Source organism: Streptomyces sp. NPDC054932, from assembly GCF_053610205.1.
Window position 1 is genome coordinate 64554 of the sequence record NZ_JBSGXU010000006.1, and the last position, 23011, is coordinate 87564.

The following is a 23011-nucleotide window of genomic DNA, read 5'->3' on the forward strand; positions in this document are numbered from 1 at the left end:
TAAGGGACAGCCTGAGATGACAGAGCGCCAGAAGGACCGTCCGTGGCTCATGCGGACGTACGCCGGCCACTCCACGGCCGAGGCGTCCAACGAGCTGTACCGCCGCAACCTCGCCAAGGGCCAGACCGGCCTGTCGGTCGCGTTCGACCTGCCGACGCAGACCGGCTACGACCCCGACCACATCCTCGCCCGCGGCGAGGTGGGCCGGGTCGGGGTCCCGGTCTCCCATCTGGGCGACATGCGGCGGCTGTTCCAGGACATACCCCTGGAGCAGATGAACACCTCGATGACGATCAACGCCACCGCCATGTGGCTGCTGGCGCTCTACCAGGTGGCCGCCGAGGAGCAGGGCGCGGACATCGCCCAGCTCCAGGGCACCACCCAGAACGACATCGTCAAGGAGTACCTCTCGCGCGGGACGCACGTCTTCCCGCCGGGGCCGTCCCTGCGGCTGACGACGGACATGATCGCGTACACGGTCAACCACATCCCCAAGTGGAACCCGATCAACATCTGCTCGTACCACCTCCAGGAGGCCGGGGCCACCCCGGTCCAGGAGATCTCGTACGCGATGTCCACGGCGATCGCGGTCCTCGACTCGGTGCGCGACTCGGGCCAGGTGCCCGAGGAGCGCTTCGGCGAGGTCGTCGCCCGGATCTCCTTCTTCGTGAACGCGGGCGTCCGCTTCATCGAGGAGATGTGCAAGATGCGCGCCTTCGGCCGCATCTGGGACAAGGTCACCCAGGAGCGTTACGGCATCGAGAACGCGAAGCAGCGTCGCTTCCGTTACGGCGTCCAGGTCAACTCCCTGGGACTGACCGAGGCACAGCCGGAGAACAACGTCCAGCGCATCGTGCTGGAGATGCTCGCGGTCACCCTCTCCAAGGACGCCCGCGCCCGCGCCGTGCAGCTGCCCGCCTGGAACGAGGCGCTGGGCCTGCCCCGGCCCTGGGACCAGCAGTGGTCGCTGCGCATCCAGCAGGTCCTGGCGCACGAGAGCGACCTGCTGGAGTACGAGGACATCTTCGCCGGATCCCACGTCATCGAGGCCAAAGTCGACTCCCTGGTCGCCGACTGCCTGGCCGAGATCGACCGGATCCAGGAGATGGGCGGCGCCATGGCGGCCGTCGAATCCGGGTACCTGAAGGGCGAGCTGGTCTCCTCGCACGCCGAGCGGCGGGCGCGGATCGAGGCCGGCGAGGACAAGATCGTCGGCGTCAACTGCTACCAGCAGACCGAGGAGAACCCCCTCACCTCCGACCTGGACGGCGCCATCATGACGGTCGACCCGGCAACGGAGGCGCTGACCGTCGAGCGCATCGGCCGCTGGCGCGCCGAGCGGCAGGAGTCCTCGGACCGCCAGGGGAACGGCGACCCGTTCGTCTTCCCCACCACCCAGCAGGCGCTGGAGCGCCTCAAGGAGGCCGCGGCGGGCACCGAGAACCTGATGGAGGCCACGCTGGAGTGCGCCCGTGCGGGTGTCACCACCGGCGAATGGGCCGGCGCCCTGCGCGAGGTGTTCGGCGAGTTCCGCGCCCCCACCGGGGTCTCCTCGGCCCCGGTCGCGGTCACCGCCGAGCCCGGTACGCCGATGCACGAGGTCCGCGAGAAGGTGACCCGCACCGCCGACGAGCTCGGCTCGGGCCGGCTGCGCCTGCTGGTCGGCAAGCCCGGCCTGGACGGACACTCCAACGGCGCCGAGCAGATCGCCGTCCGGGCCCGCGACGCCGGATTCGAGGTGGTCTACCAGGGCATCAGGCTGACGCCGGAGGAGATCTCCTCGGCGGCGCTGGCCGAGGACGTGCACTGCGTGGGACTGTCCATCCTGTCCGGCTCCCACAGCGCTCTGGTCCCGGACGTCCTGGAACGGCTGCGGCTGGCGGGGGCGGGTGACATCCCCGTCATCGTCGGAGGCATCATTCCGAACGCCGACGCCGTGGCGCTCAAGGCAGCGGGTGTCGCCGCCGTCTTCACGCCGAAGGACTTCGGCATCACGGAGATCATCGGCCGTATCGTCGACGAGATCCGCAAGGCCAACAAGCTCGCCCCCCTCGACATCGACAACGCACTCGTTGCAAGCACGGAGGTCCCCGCATGACCACGCCAGTCCACCCGGTGAACCGCCTTCGCCCGCGTCGCTCCTGCCTCGCGGTGCCCGGCTCGAACCCGCGGTTCCTGGAGAAGGCCCAGGGCCTGCCGGCCGACCAGGTCTTCCTGGACCTGGAGGACGCCTGCGCGCCGCTCGCCAAGGAAGGCGCCCGCCACACGATCGTGGACGCGCTGAACAACGGCGACTGGACCGGCAAGACCCGCGTCGTGCGCGTCAACGACTGGACCACGCACTGGACCTACCGTGACGTCATCACGGTGGTGGAGGGCGCCGGCCAGAACCTCGACTGCATCATGCTGCCGAAGGTCCAGGACGCCCAGCAGGTCGTGGCGCTCGACCTCCTGCTGACCCAGATCGAGAAGACCATGGGCTTCGAGGTCGGCAAGATCGGCATCGAGGCGCAGATCGAGAACGCCAAGGGCCTGGTGAACGTCGACGAGATCGCCGCCGCCTCGCCCCGGCTGGAGACCATCATCTTCGGCCCGGCCGACTTCATGGCCTCGATCAACATGAAGTCCCTGGTCGTGGGCATGCAGCCGCCCGGCTACGGCGCGGACGCCTACCACTACATCCTGATGCGGATCCTGATGGCGGCCCGCATGCACAACCTCCAGGCGATCGACGGTCCCTTCCTCCAGATCCGCGACGTGGACGCCTACCGCGAGGTGGCGGGCCGGGCCGCCGCCCTGGGCTTCGACGGCAAGTGGGTGCTGCACCCGGGCCAGGTCGACGCGGCCAACGAGGTCTTCTCCCCCTCGCAGGAGGACTACGACCACGCCGAGCTGATCCTCGACGCGTACGACTGGTGCACCTCGGAGGCCGGCGGCAAGAAGGGCTCCGCGATGCTCGGCGACGAGATGATCGACGAGGCCAGCCGCAAGATGGCCCTGGTCATCGCGGGCAAGGGCCGCGCCGCGGGCATGCAGCGCACCAGCAAGTTCGAGATCCCGGAGGCCTGAGACCCATGCAGTTCGGACGCACGTACGAAGAGTTCGAGGTCGGGGCGGTCTACAAGCACTGGCCCGGGAAGACGGTCACCGAGTACGACGACCACCTCTTCTGTCTGCTGACCATGAACCACCACCCGCTCCACATGGACAGCAATTACGCCGAGAACACCACCGACTTCGGCAAGAACGTGGTCGTGGGCAACTACATCTACTCGCTGCTGCTCGGCATGTCCGTGCCGGACGTCTCCGGGAAGGCCATCGCCAACCTGGAGATCGAGTCCCTGCGGCACGTGGCGCCGACCTTCCACGGCGACACGATCTACGGCGAGACCACGGTCCTCGACAAGACCCCGTCGAAGTCGAAGAACGACCGCGGCATCGTCTACGTGGAGACCAAGGGCTACAAGCAGGACGGCACCCTCGTCTGCGTCTTCCGGCGCAAGGTGATGGTCCCGACCGAGACGTACATCAAGGAGCGCGGCGGCGAGCAGCCCGGCCGCCCCACGCTGAAGGAACAGGGGAAGTAGCCATGGCCCGACTCGCCCAGACCGCCGGGCTGACCGACGTCCAGCGGGAGATCCTCAAGACCGTCCGGGAGTTCGTCGACAAGGAGATCATCCCGGTCGCGACCGAGCTCGAACACCGTGACGAGTACCCGCAGCAGATCGTCGACGGCCTCAAGGAGCTCGGCCTCTTCGGCCTGATGATCCCGGAGGAGTACGGCGGCCTGGGTGAGTCGCTCCTCACCTACGCCCTGTGCGTCGAGGAGATCGCCCGCGGCTGGATGTCCGTCTCGGGCATCATCAACACGCACTTCATCGTGGCGTACATGCTCAAGCAGCACGGCACGCAGGAGCAGAAGGACCACTTCCTGCCCCGCATGGCCCTGGGCGAGGTGCGCGGCGCCTTCTCGATGTCCGAGCCGGCGCTGGGCTCCGATGTGTCCGCCATCAGTTCCAAGGCGGTGAAGGACGGCGACGAGTACGTCCTGAACGGCCAGAAGATGTGGCTGACGAACGGTGGCAGCTCGACCCTGGTGGCCGTTCTCGTCCGGAGTGACGAAGGACACCCGGAGGGCACCGCGCCGCACAAGTCGATGACGACCTTCCTCGTCGAGAAGGAGCCCGGCTTCGGTGAGGTGCGTCCCGGCCTGACCATCCCCGGCAAGATCGACAAGATGGGCTACAAGGGCGTCGACACGACCGAGCTCATCATGGACGGACTGCGCATTCCGGCCAATCGGGTCCTCGGCGGCCAGACCGGCCGAGGGTTTTACCAAATGATGGACGGGGTCGAGGTCGGCCGCGTCAACGTGGCGGCGCGTGGCTGCGGCGTCGCTCAGCGTGCTTTCGAACTGGGTGTCTCCTATGCCCAGCAACGTCACACTTTCGGCAAGCCGATCGCGGAACACCAGGCGATTCAGTTCAAGCTGGCCGAGATGGCTACCAAGGTCGAAGCCGCCCATGCGATGATGGTGAATGCAGCACGCAAAAAGGACTCTGGGGAACGAAACGACCTCGAAGCAGGGATGGCGAAGTACCTCGCCTCCGAATACTGCAAGGAGGTCGTCGAGGACGCCTTCCGTATCCACGGCGGATACGGATTCTCGAAGGAGTACGAGATCGAGCGTCTCTACCGGGAGGCCCCGATGCTGCTGATCGGTGAAGGTACCGCCGAGATCCAGAAAATGATCATCGGGCGACGCCTGCTCGAGGAGTACCGACTCCAGGGCTGAAAGTCCCTTTTACAGCGAATCGTCCATAGGTTCGTTGCGAAAGGATCACTGGCAGTGACTGGCTGACGGTCATCGACTCGGCTTCTGGCTTGCCCAGTTGTTGCGTGCAACCGATAGCATTCCAGTAAAGCCGCCGTCCCGTCCCCCTGTTTGCGGCGCGGCAATCACCCGCTACGAAGGTCATCCATGCCCCACAGCCAAACCTCTGCACCTCGCGACAGCCTCCTTGGCGTACGCCTCGCGCGCGGAGCATCGCCGTGGCTTCTGCCGACCGTCGCCACCGCGGCGCTCAGCCTCACCCGGGCCCGCAAGTCCGGACGCTGGGCCGCGGCGGCCGTGCCCGCCACCGCGCTCGCCGCGGGCATGCTGTGGTTCTTCCGCGACCCCGAGCGTGAGATCGCTCAGGGCCGTGTCATCTCGCCCGCCGACGGTGTGGTGCAGAGCATCATGCCGTGGAAGGACGGACGGACCCGGGTCGCGATCTTCATGAGCCCGCTGAACGTCCACGTCAACCGCGCGCCCCTCGCGGGCACGGTGACGTCCGTGGAGCACATCCCCGGCGGATTCGTCCCGGCGTTCAACAAGGAGAGCGAGAACAACGAACGCGTTGTCTGGCACTTCGACACCGAGCTCGGCGACATCGAGATGGTGCAGATCGCCGGCGCCGTCGCCCGCCGCATCGTCCCGTACCTGCCGGCCGGCACCAAGGTCGAGCAGGGCGAGCGCATCGGTCTGATCCGCTTCGGCTCCCGCGTCGACATCTACCTCCCGGAGGGCGTCGAGGTCGCGGTCGAGGTCGGTCAGGCCACCACCGCGGGGGTGACACGAATTGACCGTGACTGACCCTGAGACTCCGGCCGCAGGCTGGGTTCCCGAACCTGCCGAGGAGGAGTCCGCCGAGGACGACATGCCGCTCTCGCTGCGGCTGTCGATAGCGGACACCCTCACCCTCGGCAACGCGACGTGCGGATTCATGGCGGTGTACTTCACCACCACCGGGATCCTCATTCCGCACCTCACCGGCAGTGGCGAATCGGGCATGGCCCGTAACAGCGCCGCGACGGCAGTGATACTGATGCTGCTCGCCGCGGTCTTCGACCTCTTCGACGGCATCGTGGCCCGCAAGCTGCGCAGCTCGCCGATGGGTGCCGAGCTGGACAACCTGTCCGACCTGATCAGCTTCGGCCTCGCTCCGGCCTACTTCGTGCTCGTCTACGGCATGGTCGCCGTCGACGCGCACCAGAAGATGTCGGCGCTGGCCGCGATCGTCGTGCTGCTCGCCGTGGTGCTCCGGCTTGCGAGATTCAGCTGCGTGACGATGAAGGACGGCATGTTCCAGGGCATGCCGAGCCCCTTCGGCGCGCTGACGGTCGTCTCGATCGTGCTGCTGGAGCTGCCGTTCATCCCGACGCTGCTGGCGATCATCGGGGTGGCCTGGCTGATGGTGAGCCGGGTCGAGTACCCCAAGCCGCGGGGTGTCCTCGCGGTGGCGATGCTCTGCTGGATCATCAGCGCGATGGGGCTGCTGGCGGCCTGGGCGTTCGACGCCCCGGGCGGTCAGCTGCTGCTCCAGACCGGCTGCGCCCTGCAGATCGCGATGGCGGCGACCATTCCGCTGTTCGCGACGACCCGGAAGGCCAACACCTTCCGGCACAACCGCCGCGAAGCCCGCGCCGCGACGCTGCGCTAGCTGTACCGGAGAAGGCCCCGGATGCCGATGGCATCCGGGGCCTTCTGCTGTGCGGGGGCGGAAGCCGCGGAGGCAGGGGCCGGGGTCGGCGGCGGGGCGGGGAGTGTCCGGGGTGTAAAACGTGATTTGTGGCCCTCACTCCCGAGCCCTGTCGCACTCCGCCCGGGGGCCATAAATCATGCCTACCCCGGACGGCCCCCGCCCCGCCGCCGGACCCGGCCCCGCCCCCACCCCGCCCGGCCCCGCCCGGCCCCCGCGTAGCCTTGATGTCGGAAAACCGCCAGCCGTCGTGGATCGCGCCCCGGATCCTGGAGCCATGCACACCGACACCGAGCGCTGCGTAAGGGCCGTGCAGTCGAAGGACGCCCGATTCGACGGCTGGTTCTTCACCGCGGTCCTGACCACCCGGATCTACTGCCGGCCCAGCTGCCCCGCCGTGCCGCCGAAGGTCGAGAACATGACCTTCCTGCCCAGCGCCGCCGCCTGCCAGCAGGCCGGGTTCCGGGCCTGCAAGCGGTGCCGGCCCGATACGAGCCCCGGCTCGCCCGAGTGGAACGCCCGGGCCGACGCCGTCGCACGCGCGATGCGGCTGATCCAGGACGGGGTGGTGGACCGGGAGGGGGTGCCGGGCCTGGCCACCCGGCTGGGCTACTCCACCCGCCAGGTGGAACGGCAGCTGAACGCCGAGCTCGGAGCCGGCCCCCTCGCCCTGGCCCGGGCCCAGCGCGCCCAGACCGCCCGGCTGCTCATCGAGACCTCCGAGCTCCCGATGGGCGACGTGGCCTTCGCCGCCGGGTTCTCCTCCATCCGGACCTTCAACGACACGGTCCGCGAGGTCTTCGCCCTGTCCCCGAGCGCGCTGCGGGAGCGGGCCGTGAAGGCCAGCCGCAACAAGCACGCCCCGCCCCGGATCCCCGGGACGATCAGCCTGCGGCTGCCGTTCCGGGCCCCCCTGAACCCCGACAACCTCTTCGGGCACCTCGCCGCGACGGCCGTCCCCGGCGTCGAGGAATGGCGCGACGGCGCCTACCGCCGCACCCTGCGCCTGCCCCACGGCACCGGTGTGGTCGCCCTGACCCCGCAGTCCGACCACATCGGCTGCCGGCTCGCCCTGACCGACCTGCGCGACCTCACGATCGCCATCAGCCGCTGCCGCTGGATGCTGGACCTGGACGCCGACCCGGAGGCGGTCGACGAGCAGCTGCGCTCCGACCCGCTGCTGGCCCCGCTCGTGGACAGGGCCCCCGGGCGCCGGGTCCCCCGTACGGTCGACGCGGCGGAGTTCGCCGTACGGGCGGTGCTGGGCCAGCAGGTCTCCACCGCGGCGGCGCGCACGCACGCGGGTCGGCTGGTCACCGCGCACGGCGAGTCCGTCGAGGACCCGCTCGGCGGGCTGACCCACCTCTTCCCCTCGCCGCAGGCGCTCGCCGGGCTGGATCCGGAGGCGCTGGCCCTGCCGCGCAGCCGGCGCGCCACCCTCACCACCCTGGTCGGGGCGCTCGCCGACGGTTCGCTGCCGCTCGGCTTCGACAGTGACTGGGAGGCGACGCGGGCGCAGCTCTCGGCGCTGCCCGGCTTCGGTCCGTGGACCACCGAGGTGATCGCGATGCGGGCGCTCGGCGATCCGGACGCGTTCCTGCCGTCCGATCTGGGGGTCCGGCGGGCGGCGCAGGGGCTCGGACTGCCCTCCACCCCCTCGGCCCTGACCGCGCGGGCGGCCGGGTGGCGGCCCTGGCGGGCGTACGCCGTCCAGTACCTGTGGGCCACGGACACCCACGCCATCAACCACCTGCCCGTCTGAGGAGTACCGGCGATGCGATCCACGATGAACAGCAGCAAGCGGCACACCGTCGTCGACAGCCCCTACGGCCCGCTGACACTGGTCGCCACGGACGGGGTCCTCAGCGGCCTCTACATGAGCGGGCAGCGCCACCGGCCGGCCGAGGAGTCCTTCGGGGAGCGGGTGGCCGCCGACGAGGAGCCCTTCCCCGAAGTGGTGCGCCAGCTGGGCGCGTACTTCGCCGGGGAGCTCACCGAGTTCGACCTCCCGCTGCGTCTGGAGGGCACCGATTTCCAGCGCAGCGTCTGGGACCAGCTCGTACGGATCCCCTACGGCGAGACGTGGTCGTACGGGGAGCTCGCGGCCAGGCTGGGCAAGCCCAACGCCTCGCGCGCGGTGGGCCTGGCGAACGGGAAGAACCCGGTCGGCATCATCGTGCCGTGTCATCGGGTGATCGGCGCGTCGGGCGGGATGACGGGTTACGGCGGCGGCGTCGACCGCAAGGTGCGACTGCTGGCCTTCGAGTCCGGAGACGGGGCCTGAGCGCCCTTCCTACCGCCGCCCACTCCGCATGCGGACCTCACGAAGCGGTTGTATGAATGAGATACCGCTACATGATCGGAGTCGGGCATGGACGACTATCCGCTTCTCAACATCTTCTGGACGATGCTGTACCTGTTCCTGTGGATCATGTGGTTCTTCCTGCTCTTCAAGATCATCACGGATATCTTCCGTGACCACAGCCTCGGCGGCTGGGGGAAGGCAGGATGGCTGATCTTCGTCCTCCTGCTGCCCTTCCTGGGCGTGTTCGTCTACCTCATCGCCCGGGGCAGGAGCATGGGCGAGCGGGACCTCAAGCAGGTCCAGGAGAACGAGGCCGCCTTCAAGGAGTACGTCCAGAAGACGGCCGGCTCCGGCGGCGGTGCGGCGGACGAGCTGCACAAGCTCTCCGCGCTCAAGGACAAGGGCGACATCACCCAGGAGGAATTCGACCGCGCCAAGGCCAAACTCCTGGCCTGACCCCGCGGGGTCAGACCACGAGGAGCGGGACGAGCAGCGCGAAGGCGGCTCCCGCCTCGACGGCGTAGGCGTACAGCGAGGGGTGCTGGACCGGGGCGGCGAGCAGGACCACGCTCTGCTGGGTGGTGGCCGCCGCCACCCAGTCGGGGTCGGCGCCGAGGTTGCCCCGGTACCAGCCCTCGCAGGAGCCGGGTCCGGTGACGGCGAGGAGGTCGTCCTCACGGCGGTAGAAGGCCTGCCAGCCGGCGGCCGGAGCGGACCAGCCCTCGAAATCGGTGAACTGCGCCCAGCCGCCCTCGCGTATCGCGGTGTCGAACAACCAGACAGGGGTCCCTTCCTCCGTCACTTCACCACCGGCCTGCTGGTCGGTGGTGAAGTGCACCATGGGAAGGGCGTCGGGCCCGTCGGCCGTGCTGGGCCAGGCGTACATCGTGATCATCTGTTGATTCTGTCCTGGTCGAAGTAAGCGCGGTGTTACGGAGCGTCCGGGCGCCGGCCGTTCTCCAGCTCCACGGTGCCCTCGCCCGACTGCACGACCCGGTAAGCCTCTTGGGTGCGCCGCCCCAGCGATCCGGGCAGGTGGGCGGTGAGTTCACCGGGTTCGACCAGCCGCCAGGAGATCAGTTCCTCCTCCTGGAGCACGATCGAGGCGAGTTGCGCCCCGTTCAGTACGCCGCCGTCGTAGACGTACGCGACCAGCGGCGGGCGGCCGCCGCCCAGCGACCAGTCGACGGCGAGGAGACGGCCGAGGGGCAGGTCGAGGCCGATCTCCTCGGCGCTCTCGCGCCGGGCGGCGGTGCGCGGCGACTCGCCCTGGTCCGACTCGATGGTGCCGCCCGGCAGGGCCCAGCCCTCACGGTAGTTGGGCTCGACGAGCAGCACCCTGCCCTCGGAGTCCCGGTAGAGGGCGGCCGCGCCGGCCAGCACCCGGGGCAGGCTCGCGATGTACGTGGCGAAGTCATCCGTGGTGGTCACCGGGCCACCCTACCGAGATCGGGCGTCGGAACCGCCGGACCCGTCCCGCGGTCCCGCCCCCTGGACTCCGCGACGCGCCGCAGCCGCGGGCGGCGTGCCGTCTCCTGTTCGGTGATGGCCTCCATGACGAGGAAGACGTCGGCAGCGATCACGAACAGCCGGCGGGCGCGCCGTCCGCGGGGCCGTCGGATCCCCCTCGGGGGTGTCCGGACGTGGCTGATCCAGTGATTCCGCGCTCATTGGGCCCCACTATGCAGGCGTATATCCCTATTTAGGGGCATGCCGCGCCGCGTGTGGCCCAGGCCACTCATGGGCATAGGAGGATCCTCCGGATAAGCTCATGGCGGCGCGACTGCACTGTTCGATAGCAAGGGAATAGCAAGGTGACGGACGGAGCAGTAACTGAGACCGCGCGCGTGCTCATCGCCGCGGACAAATTCAAGGGCTCGCTCACGGCCGTGCAGGTCGCGGAACGGGTCACGGCCGGCCTCCGCAGGGCCGTACCGGACGTGGAGATCGAGACCCTCCCCGTCGCGGACGGCGGCGACGGAACGGTCGCGGCAGCGGTGGCGGCCGGTTTCGAACGCCGGGAGGTACGGGTCACCGGACCCCTCGGTGACCAGGTCACGGCCGCTTTCGCGCTGCGCGGGGGCACCGCGGTGGTCGAGATGGCGGAGGCCTCCGGGCTGCAGCTGCTGCCGGCGGGCACCTTCGCCGCGCTGACCGCGACCACGTACGGCTCGGGCGAGCTCCTCAAGGCCGCGCTGGACGCGGGCGCGCGCACGATCGTCTTCGGCGTGGGCGGCAGCGCCACCACCGACGGCGGAGCCGGCATGCTGGCCGCGCTCGGCGCGGTGTTCCTGGATGCGAACGGCGAACCGGTCGGTCCGGGCGGCGGCGCGCTGGCCGAGCTGGCCTCGGCCGACCTGTCCGGCGTCGACGCGCGCTTCGCGGAGGTGGAGTTCGTCCTCGCGAGCGACGTGGACAACCCGCTGACCGGCCCGAAGGGCTGCGCCGCGGTCTACGGCCCGCAGAAGGGGGCGTCGCCCGAGGACGTGGCGACGCTCGACGCGGCGCTGGCGCACTTCGCGGTGGTGCTGGAGAAGTCGATCGGCACGAAGGCCGCCGAGTGCGCGGTGCTCCCGGGTGCGGGTGGCGCGGGAGGCATCGGCTACGGAGCCCTGCTGCTCGGTGCGACGTTCCGTCCCGGCATCGAGCTGATGCTGGAGGTGCTGGGCTTCGCCCCCGCGCTGGAGCGGGCCACGCTGGTCATCACCGGTGAGGGCTCCCTGGACGAGCAGACCCTGCACGGCAAGGCACCCGCGGGCGTCGCGGCCGCGGCGCGGGCCGCGGGCAAGCCGGTGGTGGCGGTCTGCGGTCGGCTGCTGCTGACCCAGGAGGCCCTGGAGGGGGCCGGCATCCGCAAGGCCTACCCGCTCACGGACCTGGAGCCCGACCCGGCCAAGTCCATCCCGGGCGCGGGCCCCCTGCTGGAGCAGGTCGCCGCGAACATCGCCGCCGACGTCCTCTGACGCGGCCGCCTCCTTCGAGGGCCCCGACCCCCTTGTCCCGGGGGCGGGGCCCTCAGCCTTTCCGGCTCCGCCGACCCGACCCTGCCTCGCCGACCCGGCCTCCCCGGCGCTTGAGCAGGGGGCACCCCCCAGCGGTAGCCGGGGGAGGGGTCCGGGCCGAGCGCGGTGCCCGGCGGAGCCGTCCCGGACCCCGCGCCTCGAACGCCGGCGAGGCCGAGACGGCTACGCCGGCAGGAGGTCGGCCGTGGTGACCACGCGGGCGAAGCCGCCGCCCTGGAGGTTCACCGCGGTGGCGGTGGCGAGCTCGTCCGCCGTCAGGGCGAGTCCCGCCGGTCCGGCGAGGTCGAAGGTGTGGGTGGCGTCGAGCGGGACGAGCACGTCGTAGCCCAGGTTCCCCGCCATGCGGGCCGTGGTCTCGACGCACATGTTGGTCTGGATGCCGACCAGCACCAGCTGGCCGATGCCCTGGGCCGTCAGCCAGTCGGCCAGGTCCGGGGTGCCGTAGAAGGACGAGTTCACGGTCTTGGTGATCACCAGGGCCCCCTGGCTCCGCTTCTCGACCAGGTCCTTGAAGGCGTGGCCGGGGTGGTCGGCGGCGAGCACGGAGCCGGGCTGCACGGAGGCGTGCCGGACCAGGACCACCGGGCGGCCGGCCGCCTGCCAGGCATCCATCAGCGCCGCGATGTTGTCCTCCGCCGCCGGATTGTTGCGGGGCCCCCAGAAGGACTCCTCGTCGAAGCCCTTCTGTACGTCGATGACCAGCAGGGCACTGTTGGGGGCGATCTCGATCGCGGTCGTTGTCATGGCTCCATGCTGTCCGCCGGGCCGCGGGCCCGACAGCGGCCGCGGCGCCCCGTACCGATGAGATCCTGCCAGCCTGGCAGTTCCGGCCCGGCTGGCAGACTGACCGGATGCGCCGTGTCGCGATCGTCGTCCAGCCCGGTATCCGCAGCTTCGACCTCGCCGTCATCACCGAGGTCTGGGGCCCCGACCGCAGCCGCGCCGGGGTGCCCGGCTTCGAGCTGCGCCGGTGCGCCGTGGAGCCCGGACCGATCCCGCTGCCCGGCGGGCTGACCCTCTCCCCCGACCGCGGGTTGGACTGGCTGGCCACGGCGGACCTGGTCGTCGTACCGGCGCTGGCCGAGCCGGCCGATCCGACGCCCGAGCCGGTCCTCGCCGCCCTGCGCGCGGCGCACGCCCGGGGCGTGCCGGTCGCCGCCCTGTGCGCCGGGGCGTTCATCCTGGCGGAGGCCGGTCTGCTGGAGGGCCGCCGGGCGGTCACCCACTGGTGGCTGGCCCCGCAGCTCGCCGACCGCTACCCCGGGATCGTGGTGGAGGACGCCCCGCTCTACGTCGAGGACGGCGGGCTGTGGACCTCCGCCGGGGTGGCCTCCGGGATCGACCTGTGTCTGCACCTGGTCCGGGAGGCGCACGGCGCCGAGGCCGCCGCCGCCATCGCCCGCTCCATGGTGACGGGCCCCTTCCGCACCGGGGACCACGCCCAGTACCTGGACCGGCCCGTCCCGGCCGCGGACCGGACCGCCGAGGCGCTGGCCGCCGTACGGGAGCGCGCCCTGCGCTCGCTGCACGAACCCGTGTCCGTGGCCACCATGGCAGGCTGGGCCGGGATGTCCCCGCGTTCCTTCGCCCGGCACTTCGCCGCGGCCACCGGCACCACCCCGCACCGGTGGCTGCTGGGCCACCGGCTGGACGCGGCGCGCAAGCTGCTCGAACGCACCGACCATCCGGTGCCGGAGGTGGCCCGCCGGGCCGGTTTCGCCAGCGAGGTCACCTTCCGCCAGCACTTCACCGCGTACGTCGGCCTCGGCCCCCGCGCGTACCGTGCGGCATCCTCCGCACCGGCAGCCGCACCAAACCCCTCGGACAATGTTAGAAAGGGCTCATGACCGGACGTTTTGGTCGCCAGCCGACCGGGTGGGGCTCGCGCCTGTTCGCGCGGGCGGCCCGGTGGGCGCACAGCGTCGCCGGTCAGGTCTTCGCCCTCCAGGCGGTGATCGTGGTCCTGCTGATCGCCGCCGCCGCGGCGGCCCTGGTGTTCCAGGCCCGGTACGACAGCGAGCGCGACGCCCGCCACCGCTCCCTCGCAGCGGCAGAGGCCTTCGCGCACTCCCCCGGACTCGCGGCGGCGCTGAGCGCGGCGAATCCGACGGCGGTGCTCCAGCCCCTGGCCGAGGACGCCCGCCGGGGCTCCGGCGTCGACTTCATCGCCGTCATGAACACCGCCGGGGTCCGCTACACCGACTCGCGGCCCGAGCTGATCGGCCGGCGGGCCACCGGTGACCTCAGCCGCGCCCTCGCCGGGGTCGCCTTCACCGAGACCTTCAGGGGCGAGCCGAGCGACGCCGTCCGGGCCATCGTCCCGGTACGGAACGCCGACGGCACCATCGTCGGCCTGGTCGGTACCGGCATAGACGTCGAGAACGTCGCCCAGGTGGTGGAGGGCCAGCTCCCGCTCCTGCTCGGCGCCGCGGCGGGTGCCCTGCTGCTCGGCACCGGCGGCGCCGCCCTGGTCAGCGGCCGGCTGCGGCGCCAGACCCGCGGCCTGGGCGCCGCCGAGATGACCCGGATCAATGAGCACCACGAGGCCGTCCTGCACGCCGTGCGCGAGGGTGTCGTCATCATCAGCGCCGACCAGCGGCTCGTCCTGGCCAACGACGAGGCCCGCCGGCTCCTGGCCCTGCCGCCCGAGGCCGAGGGCCGGCCCGTCGACGACCTCGGCCTCGATCCGCGCACCGTGGAGCTGCTCGCCTCCGGCCGGGTCGTGACGGACCACGTGCACCTGGCGGGCGACCGGCTGCTCGCGGTCAACGTACGGCCCACCAAGCAGTACCGGGGCATGTCCACGGGCAGTGTGGTGACCCTGCGCGACTCCACGGAGCTCGCGGCGCTCTCCGGCCGCGCCGAGGTGGCGCGCGGCCGGCTCCAGCTGCTGTACGACGCCGGTGTGCGGATCGGTACGACCCTGGACGTGGTGCGGACGGCCGAGGAGCTGTCGGAGGTCGCAGTCCCCCGGTTCGCGGACTTCGTCACGGTGGAGCTGCTGGAGCCGGTGCTGCGCGGTGACGAGCCGTCGATGGTCACCGGCGTCTACACCGAGATGCGCCGGGCGGCGATCACCGGCGTCCGCACCGATTCGCCGCTGCAGCCGGTGGGCGACATCATCCGCTTCGTCGTGCCGACGGCCCCGATGGCGGCGGCCCTGGACGCGGGGCACGCGGTGCTCGCGCCGGATCTGAACGCGGCCATGGGCTGGCGGGCCCAGGATGCCCAGGGCACCCGCGTGGCCCTCGACTACGGGCTGCACTCGCTGATCTCCGTACCGCTGCGGGCCCGCGGCGTGGTGCTGGGCATGGCCAACTTCTGGCGGGCCGACACCCCGGAGGCCTTCGACGAGGAGGACCGTTCCTTCGCGGCGGAACTGGGTGCGCGCGCTGCCGTCTCCATCGACAACGCCCGCCGGTTCACGCGCGAGCACGCGATGGCCGTGACGCTCCAGCGCAGCCTGCTGCCCCGGGTGCTGCCCGCCCAGAACGCCGTGAACGTGGCCTACCGCTACCTGCCCGCGACGGCGGGGGTGGGCGGGGACTGGTTCGACGTGATCCCGCTGCCGGGCGGCCGGGTGGCCCTGGTCGTCGGCGACGTCGTCGGGCACGGGGTGCACGCCGCGGCCACCATGGGCCGGCTGCGGACCGCGGTGCACAACTTCTCCACCCTGGACCTGCCGCCCGACGAGCTGCTCGGGCACCTGGACGAGCTGATCAACCGGATCGACCAGAACGAGACCGGGAGCGGGATCGCGGGGTGGGACGGGGACGGGGACGCGAGCCCGGGCGGGGAGGCGGACGAGGAGGGTTCGGACGGGTCGGCCGAGCCGGCCGGGGTCACCGGTGCCACGTGCCTCTACGCGGTCTACGACTCGGTCTCCGGGCGGTGTCTGATGGCGAGCGCCGGCCACCCCGGGCCCGCGCTGATCCGCCCCGGCGGGGAGGTCGAGTTCCCCGAGCTGCCGGCCGGGCTGCCCCTGGGCGTCGGCGGCATGCCCTTCGAGGCCGCCGAGTTCCTGCTTCCCGAGGACAGTCGCCTGGTGCTGTTCACCGACGGCCTGGTGGAGGACCGCGACCGGGACTTCGACGCCGGTCTGCGACTGTTGGGCGAGACGCTGGACCGGCCCGGCCGCAGCCCCGACCAGGCCTGCTCGGACGTGCTCGCCGCCATGCTGTTCCCGGTGCCGGGCGACGACATCGCCCTGCTGATCGCCGACACCCGGCGGCTGGAGGCCGACCGGATCGCCGAGTGGGAGGTGCCCGGCGAGCCCTCGGCCGTCTCGCGGGTGCGCAACGCGGGCGCGGCGCAGCTCGCCGCGTGGGGGCTGGAGGACATCTCGTTCAACACCGAGCTGATCCTCAGCGAGCTGATCACCAACGCCATCCGGTACGGGAGCGCGCCCGTGCGGGTGCGTCTGCTGCGCGACCGCAGCCTGATCTGCGAGGTCTCCGACGGCAGCAGCACCTCCCCGCACCTGCGGTACGCGGCCACCACCGACGAGGGCGGCCGCGGGCTGTTCCTCGTCGCCCAGTACTCCGACCGGTGGGGCACCCGCTACACCGATCGCGGCAAGGTCATCTGGGCCGAGCTGCCGCTGACCGGGGGTACGGAGGCGCAGGCGGCCGCGCCGCTGGACCTGGACGCGCTGGAGGACCTGGCCTGGTGAGCCGGACACCGTCCGGGGTCCCCGGGGTTCACGGGGTTCACGTCTGCCGGGCGCGGGCCAGCAGCACGGCCACGTCGTCCTGCTGGGCGGCGGGCAGGAGCAGCCGAAGGATCCCGTCGCACAGTTCCTCCAGGGGCTGCTCCACGCTGCTCAGGGCCCCGGCCAGCTGACTCATCCCCTCGTCGAGGTCGCGGTCGCGGGCCTCGATCAGCCCGTCGGTGTAGAGCACGAGCAGGCTGCCGGGGGGCAGCCGTACCTCCTCCGTTCGGAAGTCCTGCCCGCCCGCGCCCAGCGGGGTCCCGGGCGGGCCGTCGAGGAAGCTGATGCTGCCTTCGGGGGTGACCACGGCGGGCGGCGGGTGGCCGGCGCGGGCGATGACGCAGACGCCGGAGGCCGCGTCGTGGACGGCGTACACACAGGTGGCCATCTCGTCCTCGCCCAGATCGGCCACGACGGCGTCGAGCGAGCGGAGCATCTGCGCCGGGGGGACGTCGTGGCGCGCGAGGGTCCGCACCGCCGTCCGCAGCTGCCCCATGACTGCCGCGGCGTGGATCCCGTGGCCCATGACGTCCCCGATGACCAGCCCGGTCCGGCCGCGGGGCAGCGGGATGGCGTCGAACCAGTCCCCGCCGACGTCGTGGTCGCTGGCGGGCAGGTAGCGGCCGGTCAGCTCGAGGCCGGGGACCTCGGGCAGCGCGCTGTTGGTGAGGCTGCGCTGGAGGGTCAGGGCGGCCTGGCGCTGGAGGGTGTACATGCGGGCGTTGTCGATGTTGAGGGCGGCGCGGGCGACGAGTTCGTCGACGAGGACGCAGTCCTGCTCGTCGAAGGGCTCCCGGTCGCGCGTCCGTGTGACGGCGACGGCGCCCAGCACCGTGCCGCGGGCGACGAGCGGGACCAGCCGGGCCGAGCCGAGCGTGGCGAGGTAGGTGCGCAGGGCCTCGGCGCGCGGGGAGGTGATCAGGGCGGGGATGTCGGCGAGGTAGAGGTTCATGGGCCGCCCGTCGGCGATGACCTGTTCGTAGGTGGTGCCCGTGGGGATCTGGAAGGTCTGGCCGGGGGCGAGTTTCGCGGTGGGGGCGGTCGGGTCGGGAAAGTGGGCCGCCAGCCGGCGCAGGACACCGCGCGTGGAGGCCGCCGCCACCGGGCCCTCGTCGGGGAGCAGGACCGCTTCGAGGAGCTGTACGTCGGCCGAGTCGGCGAGCTGCGGCACCAGCACGTCCACGATCTCCTGGGCGGTCTGGTGGAGGTCCAGGGTGGTACCGATGCGGGTGCCCGCCTCCGCGAGCAGGGCGAACCGGTGCCGGGCCCGTTCGGCGTCGGCCTGGGCCTGCTGGCCCTCGGTGATGTCGATGAGCGAGGCGATCACGCCGAGGGCCCGGCCGGAGCCGTCGAGCAGCGGGGCGTACGAGCAGGACCAGGTCCGGTCGTTCTCCGGGTCGGCGGGGGTCCGTCCGGTGCGGCGGACGTCGACGACGGCGGTGCCGCGCTCGAGGACCTGGCGCATGGTGGCCTCCAGCGCGACGGCGTTGACCCCGGGCACCACCTCGGTGAGCCGTTTTCCGAGGTGCTCGGCGGCGGAGACGCCGTTCATCCGGGCCAGTGCGTCGTTGACCCGCAGGAAGCGCAGGTCGGTGCCGAGGGTGGCGAGGCCGATGGGTGACTGGGTGAAGAGGCTCTGGAGGGCGGCGAGCGAGTCGCGCATGTGGAGCACCTCGGAGGTCTCCACGGCGATGAGCATGGCCCCCGTCCGGCCCTGCGGGTCGACGGCGGGGACGATCCACATCTCCATCGGAACGCGGTGGCCGTCGCGGTGGCGCACGGGCAGGGTGCCGACGACGGTCTCGCCCGACTGGACGCGCCGGGTCAGCCGGTCGGCGAGCTCGCGGTTGGCCTCGGGGACGAGCACGGCGCTGCCGGGGCGGCCGATGATGTCCTCGCGGCGGTGTCCGAGCAGGTCCTGGGCGGCCAGCGACCACTCCACGATGCGCCCGTCGGCGTCCTCCCTCCACAGGGCGATCGGCAGCAGCTCGCGGAGCACGCCCGCGTACCCGACGGCCGCCTCCGGCTGGTCCGGCACCTCGCTCGTCGACTGGTAAGTGTCCAACGCACCGACCTCACCCCGGGGGGCCTGATTCCTACCGATTCACCCTATCCGAGGCATGGGCGCGGGGCTCTGTGTCGGCCGGTCCCGGCGGAAGCGCGGGCCTGCGGGGGTCATACGACCACCACGTCGACGGAGGCCACGGGGTTGCAGCCGTAGCCGCGGGCGTTCCACGGGGCCCGCGGCGGCTGGGTGTCGCCGTGGGCGTCGGTGGCGCGGGACAGCAGCCGGTACGGTCCGGGCCGCTGCGGCGTCCACCGGTACGACCAGCCGCTCCAGCCGTAGGGGCCGGCCGCCGGTTCGAGGACGGCCGCCTGCCAGCCCCGCTCGTGGTGGCTGTCGTCCTCCTCGTACTCGGCCCGCACCTCGACGCTGCGCAGCGGTACTCCGCCGCCCGACCAGGCCCGGCCGCGGACGAGGGTCTCGTGGCCGCGGCGCACGGCCGTGTCCGGTTCGGGCTCGGTGATGAGCGACTTGACCCGCACGCTCGTCACGGGTCCCTCGGGGGTGCCGCGCGAGGCCACGTACATGTACTCGTCGGCCTGGAAGACGCCGGTGAACGGACGTGTCACGGCCCGGGCCCCGACCAGCCACTTCACGTCGGCGACCGCGTAGCGGCCGGGGACCACCAGCCGGACGGGCGCCCCGTGCTCGGGGGCGAGCGGCTCGCCGTTCATGCGGGTGACGAGGAGGGTGTCCGGGTGGAGGGCCACGGCAAGCGGGAGGCTGCGCTCGAAGGCCGTCCGGCGGCCGCGCACCGGGCCGGAGTCGGCTCCGGTGAAGACGATCTCCACGGCCTCGGGTCCGATCAGGGCCCGTGCGGCGAGGGCCCGGAAGGGCACCCCGGCGAAGCGGGCGCAGCCCACCGCCTGCTGGCTCCACGGCAGGCCCGGCGGGAGAGGTGTCATCAGGGAGCGGCCGTTGCCCGCGCACTCCACCACGACGTCGAGTTCCCGGTGCTCCATCGCGAGCAGCTCTTCGTGGCCGATGTCGAAGGGGGCGGCGGCTGCGCCGCCGATCCGCAGCCGCCAGCCGCCGGGTGCGGTCGGCGGGATGCCGAAGTGGTCGCGTACGAAGAAGGCCCCCGCGGGGGTGAGCGGCTCGGCCAGGGCGGCCGCCGGTGTCTGGGCGTTGTACGGGTCGGCGGTGACGGTTTCGGGCGCCCACACCGTGGCACCGGGCCCTCGGGCGGCGTGCGGAACGGGCCATGCGGTCATGGCAGCACCTTTCGTCGGGCTCGTGCCGGGCGCGACGCGGATTTCTTTACAGACTACGTCCGAACAAAGCCTTGACTGGGGGCGAATTGGGAGGAAACTCATCAATACACCGGATAACCGGAAAGAGCCGCACCTCCCTCTGGAGACGTCCTCAGGCCCGCGTGACCCTTGTCCAGGCTCTGGCCAGGCCCCCGGCAGCTCTTGTCGAACCAGGGGAGCCATCGGCGACGGCGGATGGCTCATGGAATCGACGGACTGCCGGGGACTGTCATGTCTCCGGACCGTGATGCCTCCGGACCGTGATGCCTCGGGCCGACCCCGACCGAACCGCGCTACGACAGGACGGCCGCGGCCGGTCCTGACTGCTGCCGCGGGAGCGTCCGGGGCGCCTCGGCCTCGCCGAGGACGCCCGCGATGCCCCGGGCGAGGCAGGGGATCCGGTGGGCGGGGATGCCCGCGATGTTGATCCGCCCCGAGGTGGTGCCGTAGATGGCGTACTGCCTGCGCAGCCGGAGCATCTGCGGCGAGCTCAGCGGCAGCATCGAGAACATCCCCTTCTGCCGGGCCAGCGAGCGGGCCTGCTCCGCGCAGCCGAGCGCGCCGAGGTGGGCGATCAGATCGGCCCGGTTGTCCATGATCCGGCCCCGCATGACGTCCAGCTCGGCCCGCCAGGCGGTGCGCAGCCCGTCGTCCTCCAGGATCGTGGTGACGACGGCCGCGCCGTGCTCGGGCGGCATCGAGTACAGGGTCCGGGCGGCGTTCTGCAGGGCGGTCTCGGCGTGCCGGACGGCCCGGGCCGAGGCGCCGAGCACGATGGCGCAGCCGACGCGGTCGCTGTAGAGGCCGAAGTTCTTGGAGCAGCTGACCGCGATCAGCATTTCCGGGACGCGCGCGGCCAGCATCCGCGTGGCCAGCAGGTCGGCCTCCAGGCCGTCGCCGAGCCCGTGGTAGGCGAGGTCGACGAAGGGCACCCAGCCGCCGCGGACGGCCGATTCGGCGAGCGCCTCCCAGTCGTCCAGCAGCGGGTCCACGCCCGTGGGGTTGTGGCAGCAGCCCTGGAGCAGGACGACGTCGTCGCGCTGCGCGTCCTGCAGTTCCCGCAGCACGCCGTCCGTGTCGAAGCCGCCCTCGGCGTCGCGCCAGCCGTACGTCCGCACGTTCAGCCCGGCGGCCTCCAGGATGGGCCGGTGGTTGACGTAGGCCGGGTCGCTGATCCACACCGTCGTCCCGGGGCGGGTGCGGCAGATCAGGTCGGCCAGCAGCCGCAGCGCTCCGGAGCCCGCGACGGTCTGGACGGCCGCGGCCCGGTCGGTGGGCCCGGCCGGGCCGAGCACGAGGCCGAGCAGGGAGCGGTTGAAGGCGGCGTTGCCGGAGAGCCCGCGGTACTCCTTGGAGTCGGAGCGCTCCGCCAGGCGGATCTCGGCCTCCCGCACGGCGGTCATGACGGGCGTGGTTCCCGTCTGGTCCCGGTAGACGCCGAGGACGAGGTTGAGGCGTTCGGGCCGCTCGTCGCCGCCGAACTCGTAGGTCAGGTCCCACAGCGGGTCGGTGGGCGGCGTGGGGAGGAGCTCAAGCATCTGCGGGAACCTTGGGTCGTGGGCGGCGGTTGGCGAGGACGACGCCGGCGGTGATGAGGGGTACGCCGACGAGTACGGCGAGGGTCGGTGTCTCACCCAGCAGCGGGACGGCGAGCAGGACGACGGCGACGGGGCTGAGGCTGCCCACGACGGAGCTGCGCTCGGCGCCGAGCCGGCGGATGGCGAAGGCGTACAGCAGGCCCGCGCACAGGCCGACCCCCAGCCCCTGCACGACGAGGAACAGCGCGATGTCGCTTCCCGCCGCGTGCGCGATGCCGGTCGGGAGCACCCCGGTGAGGACCAGGGCCCCGATCACGGCGAAGGAGGGCAGGCACAGCAGGCCGATCGAGCCGACGGGATCGAGGTCCACCTCCCGCAGTCCCACGGTGTAGAGGGCCCACAGTCCGCTGGCCACCAGGAGCGTGCCGGCGCCGGCGAGCACGTCGGTGTCCACCGGGACGACGTAGCGCCAGACGAGGGCGGCCACACCGGCCGCGATCAGCGCGAGCCCGACCGCCTGCGTTCCCCGGGGAACGCCGTGGCCGCGGCGGACCATGATCGCGGAGACGAACAGCGGGACCATGCCGGGGACGATGGAGCCGACGAAGGCCGCGGAGGTCAGGGCGCCGCCGTGCATCGCGGCCAGGAAGAAGGGCACCCCGGCGCCGCAGACGATCTTCACGGCGGGGCCCGGCCGCACGGCGGCGATGGCGCGACGGCGCCGCCACAGCGCGGGGAACAGGATGACGAGGGGGACGCCGAACCTCAGCAGCGCCGCGTCGGCGGGCAGCAGGGAGGAACCGCTCAGGGCCCGGGCGCTGAGCGCGAAGGCCGCCCAGATCGACACCGTCACCAGCAGGGCCAGCATGCCCTGGGCCTGCGGGGAGAGCCCGCGCCGGCCGGGGTGTCCGGCCTGCGGGCCCGCCGTTTCGTGAGGCAGGGTCGCCCGGGTGGTGTTCGTCGCGACCAAGGAAGTGCTCCAGCCTCTGGGACGCGGACCGATCCGGTCCGTGCGAGGGCAACGCTAGGGCTTCGGCCGGGGCAGCCGATTGCCAGTTCTGCCGCTCGGACATACGTTTGGGGCAGAATCTGCCAAGGAGTGACCATGGACGCAGTCGATCTGCAGATCATCAGGGAATTGCAGGCCGACGGCCGCCTGTCGAACCAGGACCTCGCCGACCGCGTCCGGCTGTCCCCGTCGCCCTGTCTGCGCCGGGTACGGCGGCTGGAGGAGGCGGGCCTGATCCGCGGCTACACGGCCATGGTCGACCAGGTCGCCTTCGGGCTCCCGGTCACCGTCTTCGTACGGATCCGCCTGGAGCGCCACACGGCGGAGGCGGTGCGGCTGTTCGAGGAGCACGTCGCGGTCATCGAGCACATCCAGGACTGCTACCTGATGGCGGGCAGCAGCGACTACCTGCTCCGGGTCGTCATCGAGGACCTCGAGGCCTACGAATCCCTGGTGCGCCACCGGATCCACGCCATCCCCGGAATCGCCTCGATCGAATCGAGCTTCGCCTTCGGCAGCGTCAAGCAGTCCCGGACCTACCCGCGGCCCGCCCCGGGCGCATCGGGTCGCCCGCCGCGCTGAC

At 71.8% G+C, this 23011-nt stretch carries 20 protein-coding genes; 13 read left to right on the forward strand and 7 right to left on the reverse strand.

Annotation, left to right across the window (positions count from 1 at the left end; translation table 11 throughout):
* Positions 1-16 precede the first annotated feature (16 nt).
* From ACWGE1_RS03145 to ACWGE1_RS03185, 9 genes are all read left to right on the forward strand, one after another.
* The gene (locus ACWGE1_RS03145; RefSeq protein ID WP_453418835.1) at positions 17-2098 is read left to right on the forward strand and encodes a protein meaA; all 2082 of its coding nucleotides are present in this window, start codon (positions 17-19) and stop codon (positions 2096-2098) included.
* Positions 2095-3069 (forward strand): HpcH/HpaI aldolase/citrate lyase family protein, encoded by a 975-nt coding sequence (locus tag ACWGE1_RS03150; RefSeq protein ID WP_249768874.1) that lies wholly within the window; start codon positions 2095-2097, stop codon positions 3067-3069. The genes ACWGE1_RS03145 and ACWGE1_RS03150 overlap by 4 nt, the downstream gene beginning before the upstream one ends.
* Positions 3070-3074: 5 nt before the next feature.
* Complete coding sequence (locus ACWGE1_RS03155; RefSeq protein WP_030010163.1) at positions 3075-3587, forward strand: MaoC family dehydratase; 513 nt, start codon at positions 3075-3077, stop codon at positions 3585-3587.
* 2 nt (positions 3588-3589) lie between these two features.
* Positions 3590-4795: an acyl-CoA dehydrogenase family protein gene (locus ACWGE1_RS03160; protein WP_189967951.1), complete on the forward strand. Its 1206-nt coding sequence runs from the start codon at positions 3590-3592 to the stop codon at positions 4793-4795.
* A 186-nt stretch (positions 4796-4981) separates the two neighbouring features.
* Positions 4982-5638, forward strand: coding sequence for a phosphatidylserine decarboxylase (locus ACWGE1_RS03165; protein ID WP_030010161.1), 657 nt, complete (start codon positions 4982-4984; stop codon positions 5636-5638).
* Positions 5625-6485 carry a CDP-diacylglycerol--serine O-phosphatidyltransferase gene (gene pssA / locus ACWGE1_RS03170; protein ID WP_383193602.1) on the forward strand — a complete coding sequence of 287 codons (861 nt, stop codon included), beginning with the start codon at positions 5625-5627 and terminating at the stop codon, positions 6483-6485. Before ACWGE1_RS03165 ends, pssA begins: the two co-directional genes overlap by 14 nt.
* 316 nt (positions 6486-6801) lie before the next feature.
* Complete coding sequence (locus ACWGE1_RS03175; RefSeq protein ID WP_453418836.1) at positions 6802-8286, forward strand: AlkA N-terminal domain-containing protein; 1485 nt, start codon at positions 6802-6804, stop codon at positions 8284-8286.
* Between the two features lie 12 nt (positions 8287-8298).
* Positions 8299-8808 (forward strand): methylated-DNA--[protein]-cysteine S-methyltransferase, encoded by a 510-nt coding sequence (locus ACWGE1_RS03180; RefSeq protein ID WP_453418837.1) that lies wholly within the window; start codon positions 8299-8301, stop codon positions 8806-8808.
* 87 nt (positions 8809-8895) lie between these two features.
* Complete coding sequence (locus ACWGE1_RS03185) at positions 8896-9285, forward strand: SHOCT domain-containing protein (protein ID WP_453418838.1); 390 nt, start codon at positions 8896-8898, stop codon at positions 9283-9285.
* A gap of 10 nt (positions 9286-9295) precedes the next feature.
* Here the strand turns inward: ACWGE1_RS03185 and ACWGE1_RS03190 are convergent, their stop codons facing one another.
* Positions 9296-9724 carry a hypothetical protein gene (locus ACWGE1_RS03190; protein ID WP_453418839.1) on the reverse strand — a complete coding sequence of 143 codons (429 nt, stop codon included), beginning with the start codon at positions 9722-9724 and terminating at the stop codon, positions 9296-9298.
* Between the two features lie 35 nt (positions 9725-9759).
* On the reverse strand, positions 9760-10260 hold the full coding sequence (locus ACWGE1_RS03195; protein WP_453418840.1) for an NUDIX domain-containing protein: 501 nt from the start codon (positions 10258-10260) through the stop codon (positions 9760-9762).
* A 383-nt stretch (positions 10261-10643) separates the two neighbouring features.
* Here ACWGE1_RS03195 and ACWGE1_RS03200 point away from each other — a divergent pair, with 383 nt between their 5' ends.
* Positions 10644-11792, forward strand: a complete 1149-nt coding sequence (locus ACWGE1_RS03200; protein WP_453418841.1) for a glycerate kinase — start codon at positions 10644-10646, stop codon at positions 11790-11792.
* Positions 11793-12014: 222 nt separating this feature from the next.
* Here the strand turns inward: ACWGE1_RS03200 and ACWGE1_RS03205 are convergent, their stop codons facing one another.
* Complete coding sequence (locus tag ACWGE1_RS03205; RefSeq protein WP_453418842.1) at positions 12015-12596, reverse strand: cysteine hydrolase family protein; 582 nt, start codon at positions 12594-12596, stop codon at positions 12015-12017.
* A 107-nt stretch (positions 12597-12703) separates the two neighbouring features.
* Between ACWGE1_RS03205 and ACWGE1_RS03210 the strand changes: the two genes are divergently transcribed.
* Both ACWGE1_RS03210 and ACWGE1_RS03215 read left to right on the forward strand, forming a co-directional pair.
* Entirely contained in the window at positions 12704-13699 is a 996-nt protein-coding gene (locus tag ACWGE1_RS03210; RefSeq protein ID WP_453418843.1) for a GlxA family transcriptional regulator, read from the forward strand.
* Positions 13696-16524, forward strand: coding sequence for a SpoIIE family protein phosphatase (locus tag ACWGE1_RS03215; RefSeq protein ID WP_453418844.1), 2829 nt, complete (start codon positions 13696-13698; stop codon positions 16522-16524). The genes ACWGE1_RS03210 and ACWGE1_RS03215 overlap by 4 nt, the downstream gene beginning before the upstream one ends.
* A gap of 37 nt (positions 16525-16561) precedes the next feature.
* Here ACWGE1_RS03215 and ACWGE1_RS03220 read toward each other — a convergent pair whose 3' ends face one another.
* The 4 genes from ACWGE1_RS03220 to ACWGE1_RS03235 all read right to left on the reverse strand — a co-directional run bounded on the left by ACWGE1_RS03220 (position 16562) and on the right by ACWGE1_RS03235 (position 22389).
* Complete coding sequence (locus ACWGE1_RS03220) at positions 16562-18628, reverse strand: SpoIIE family protein phosphatase (protein WP_453418845.1); 2067 nt, start codon at positions 18626-18628, stop codon at positions 16562-16564.
* Positions 18629-18738: 110 nt separating this feature from the next.
* Positions 18739-19842, reverse strand: coding sequence for a molybdopterin-dependent oxidoreductase (locus tag ACWGE1_RS03225; RefSeq protein ID WP_453418846.1), 1104 nt, complete (start codon positions 19840-19842; stop codon positions 18739-18741).
* A gap of 332 nt (positions 19843-20174) precedes the next feature.
* Positions 20175-21419 (reverse strand): amino acid aminotransferase, encoded by a 1245-nt coding sequence (locus ACWGE1_RS03230; RefSeq protein WP_453418847.1) that lies wholly within the window; start codon positions 21417-21419, stop codon positions 20175-20177.
* Positions 21412-22389: a DMT family transporter gene (locus ACWGE1_RS03235; protein WP_453418848.1), complete on the reverse strand. Its 978-nt coding sequence runs from the start codon at positions 22387-22389 to the stop codon at positions 21412-21414. Before ACWGE1_RS03235 ends, ACWGE1_RS03230 begins: the two co-directional genes overlap by 8 nt.
* A gap of 135 nt (positions 22390-22524) precedes the next feature.
* Here ACWGE1_RS03235 and ACWGE1_RS03240 point away from each other — a divergent pair, with 135 nt between their 5' ends.
* On the forward strand, positions 22525-23010 hold the full coding sequence (locus tag ACWGE1_RS03240) for an Lrp/AsnC family transcriptional regulator (protein ID WP_314252288.1): 486 nt from the start codon (positions 22525-22527) through the stop codon (positions 23008-23010).
* Position 23011: the final 1 nt, after the last annotated feature.

Bases quoted from the DNA above. Each gene is read 5' to 3' on its own strand.
- ACWGE1_RS03145 (WP_453418835.1), top strand. From the start codon at position 17: ATGACAGAGCGCCAGAAGGACCGTCCGTGGCTCATGCGGACGTACGCC.
- ACWGE1_RS03150 (WP_249768874.1), top strand. From the start codon at position 2,095: ATGACCACGCCAGTCCACCCGGTGAACCGCCTTCGCCCGCGTCGCTCC.
- ACWGE1_RS03155 (WP_030010163.1), top strand. From the start codon at position 3,075: ATGCAGTTCGGACGCACGTACGAAGAGTTCGAGGTCGGGGCGGTCTAC.
- ACWGE1_RS03160 (WP_189967951.1), top strand. From the start codon at position 3,590: ATGGCCCGACTCGCCCAGACCGCCGGGCTGACCGACGTCCAGCGGGAG.
- ACWGE1_RS03165 (WP_030010161.1), top strand. From the start codon at position 4,982: ATGCCCCACAGCCAAACCTCTGCACCTCGCGACAGCCTCCTTGGCGTA.
- ACWGE1_RS03175 (WP_453418836.1), top strand. From the start codon at position 6,802: ATGCACACCGACACCGAGCGCTGCGTAAGGGCCGTGCAGTCGAAGGAC.
- ACWGE1_RS03180 (WP_453418837.1), top strand. From the start codon at position 8,299: ATGCGATCCACGATGAACAGCAGCAAGCGGCACACCGTCGTCGACAGC.
- ACWGE1_RS03185 (WP_453418838.1), top strand. From the start codon at position 8,896: ATGGACGACTATCCGCTTCTCAACATCTTCTGGACGATGCTGTACCTG.
- ACWGE1_RS03190 (WP_453418839.1), bottom strand. From the start codon at position 9,724: ATGATCACGATGTACGCCTGGCCCAGCACGGCCGACGGGCCCGACGCC.
- ACWGE1_RS03205 (WP_453418842.1), bottom strand. From the start codon at position 12,596: ATGACAACGACCGCGATCGAGATCGCCCCCAACAGTGCCCTGCTGGTC.
- ACWGE1_RS03210 (WP_453418843.1), top strand. From the start codon at position 12,704: ATGCGCCGTGTCGCGATCGTCGTCCAGCCCGGTATCCGCAGCTTCGAC.
- ACWGE1_RS03215 (WP_453418844.1), top strand. From the start codon at position 13,696: ATGACCGGACGTTTTGGTCGCCAGCCGACCGGGTGGGGCTCGCGCCTG.
- ACWGE1_RS03225 (WP_453418846.1), bottom strand. From the start codon at position 19,842: ATGACCGCATGGCCCGTTCCGCACGCCGCCCGAGGGCCCGGTGCCACG.
- ACWGE1_RS03230 (WP_453418847.1), bottom strand. From the start codon at position 21,419: ATGCTTGAGCTCCTCCCCACGCCGCCCACCGACCCGCTGTGGGACCTG.
- ACWGE1_RS03240 (WP_314252288.1), top strand. From the start codon at position 22,525: ATGGACGCAGTCGATCTGCAGATCATCAGGGAATTGCAGGCCGACGGC.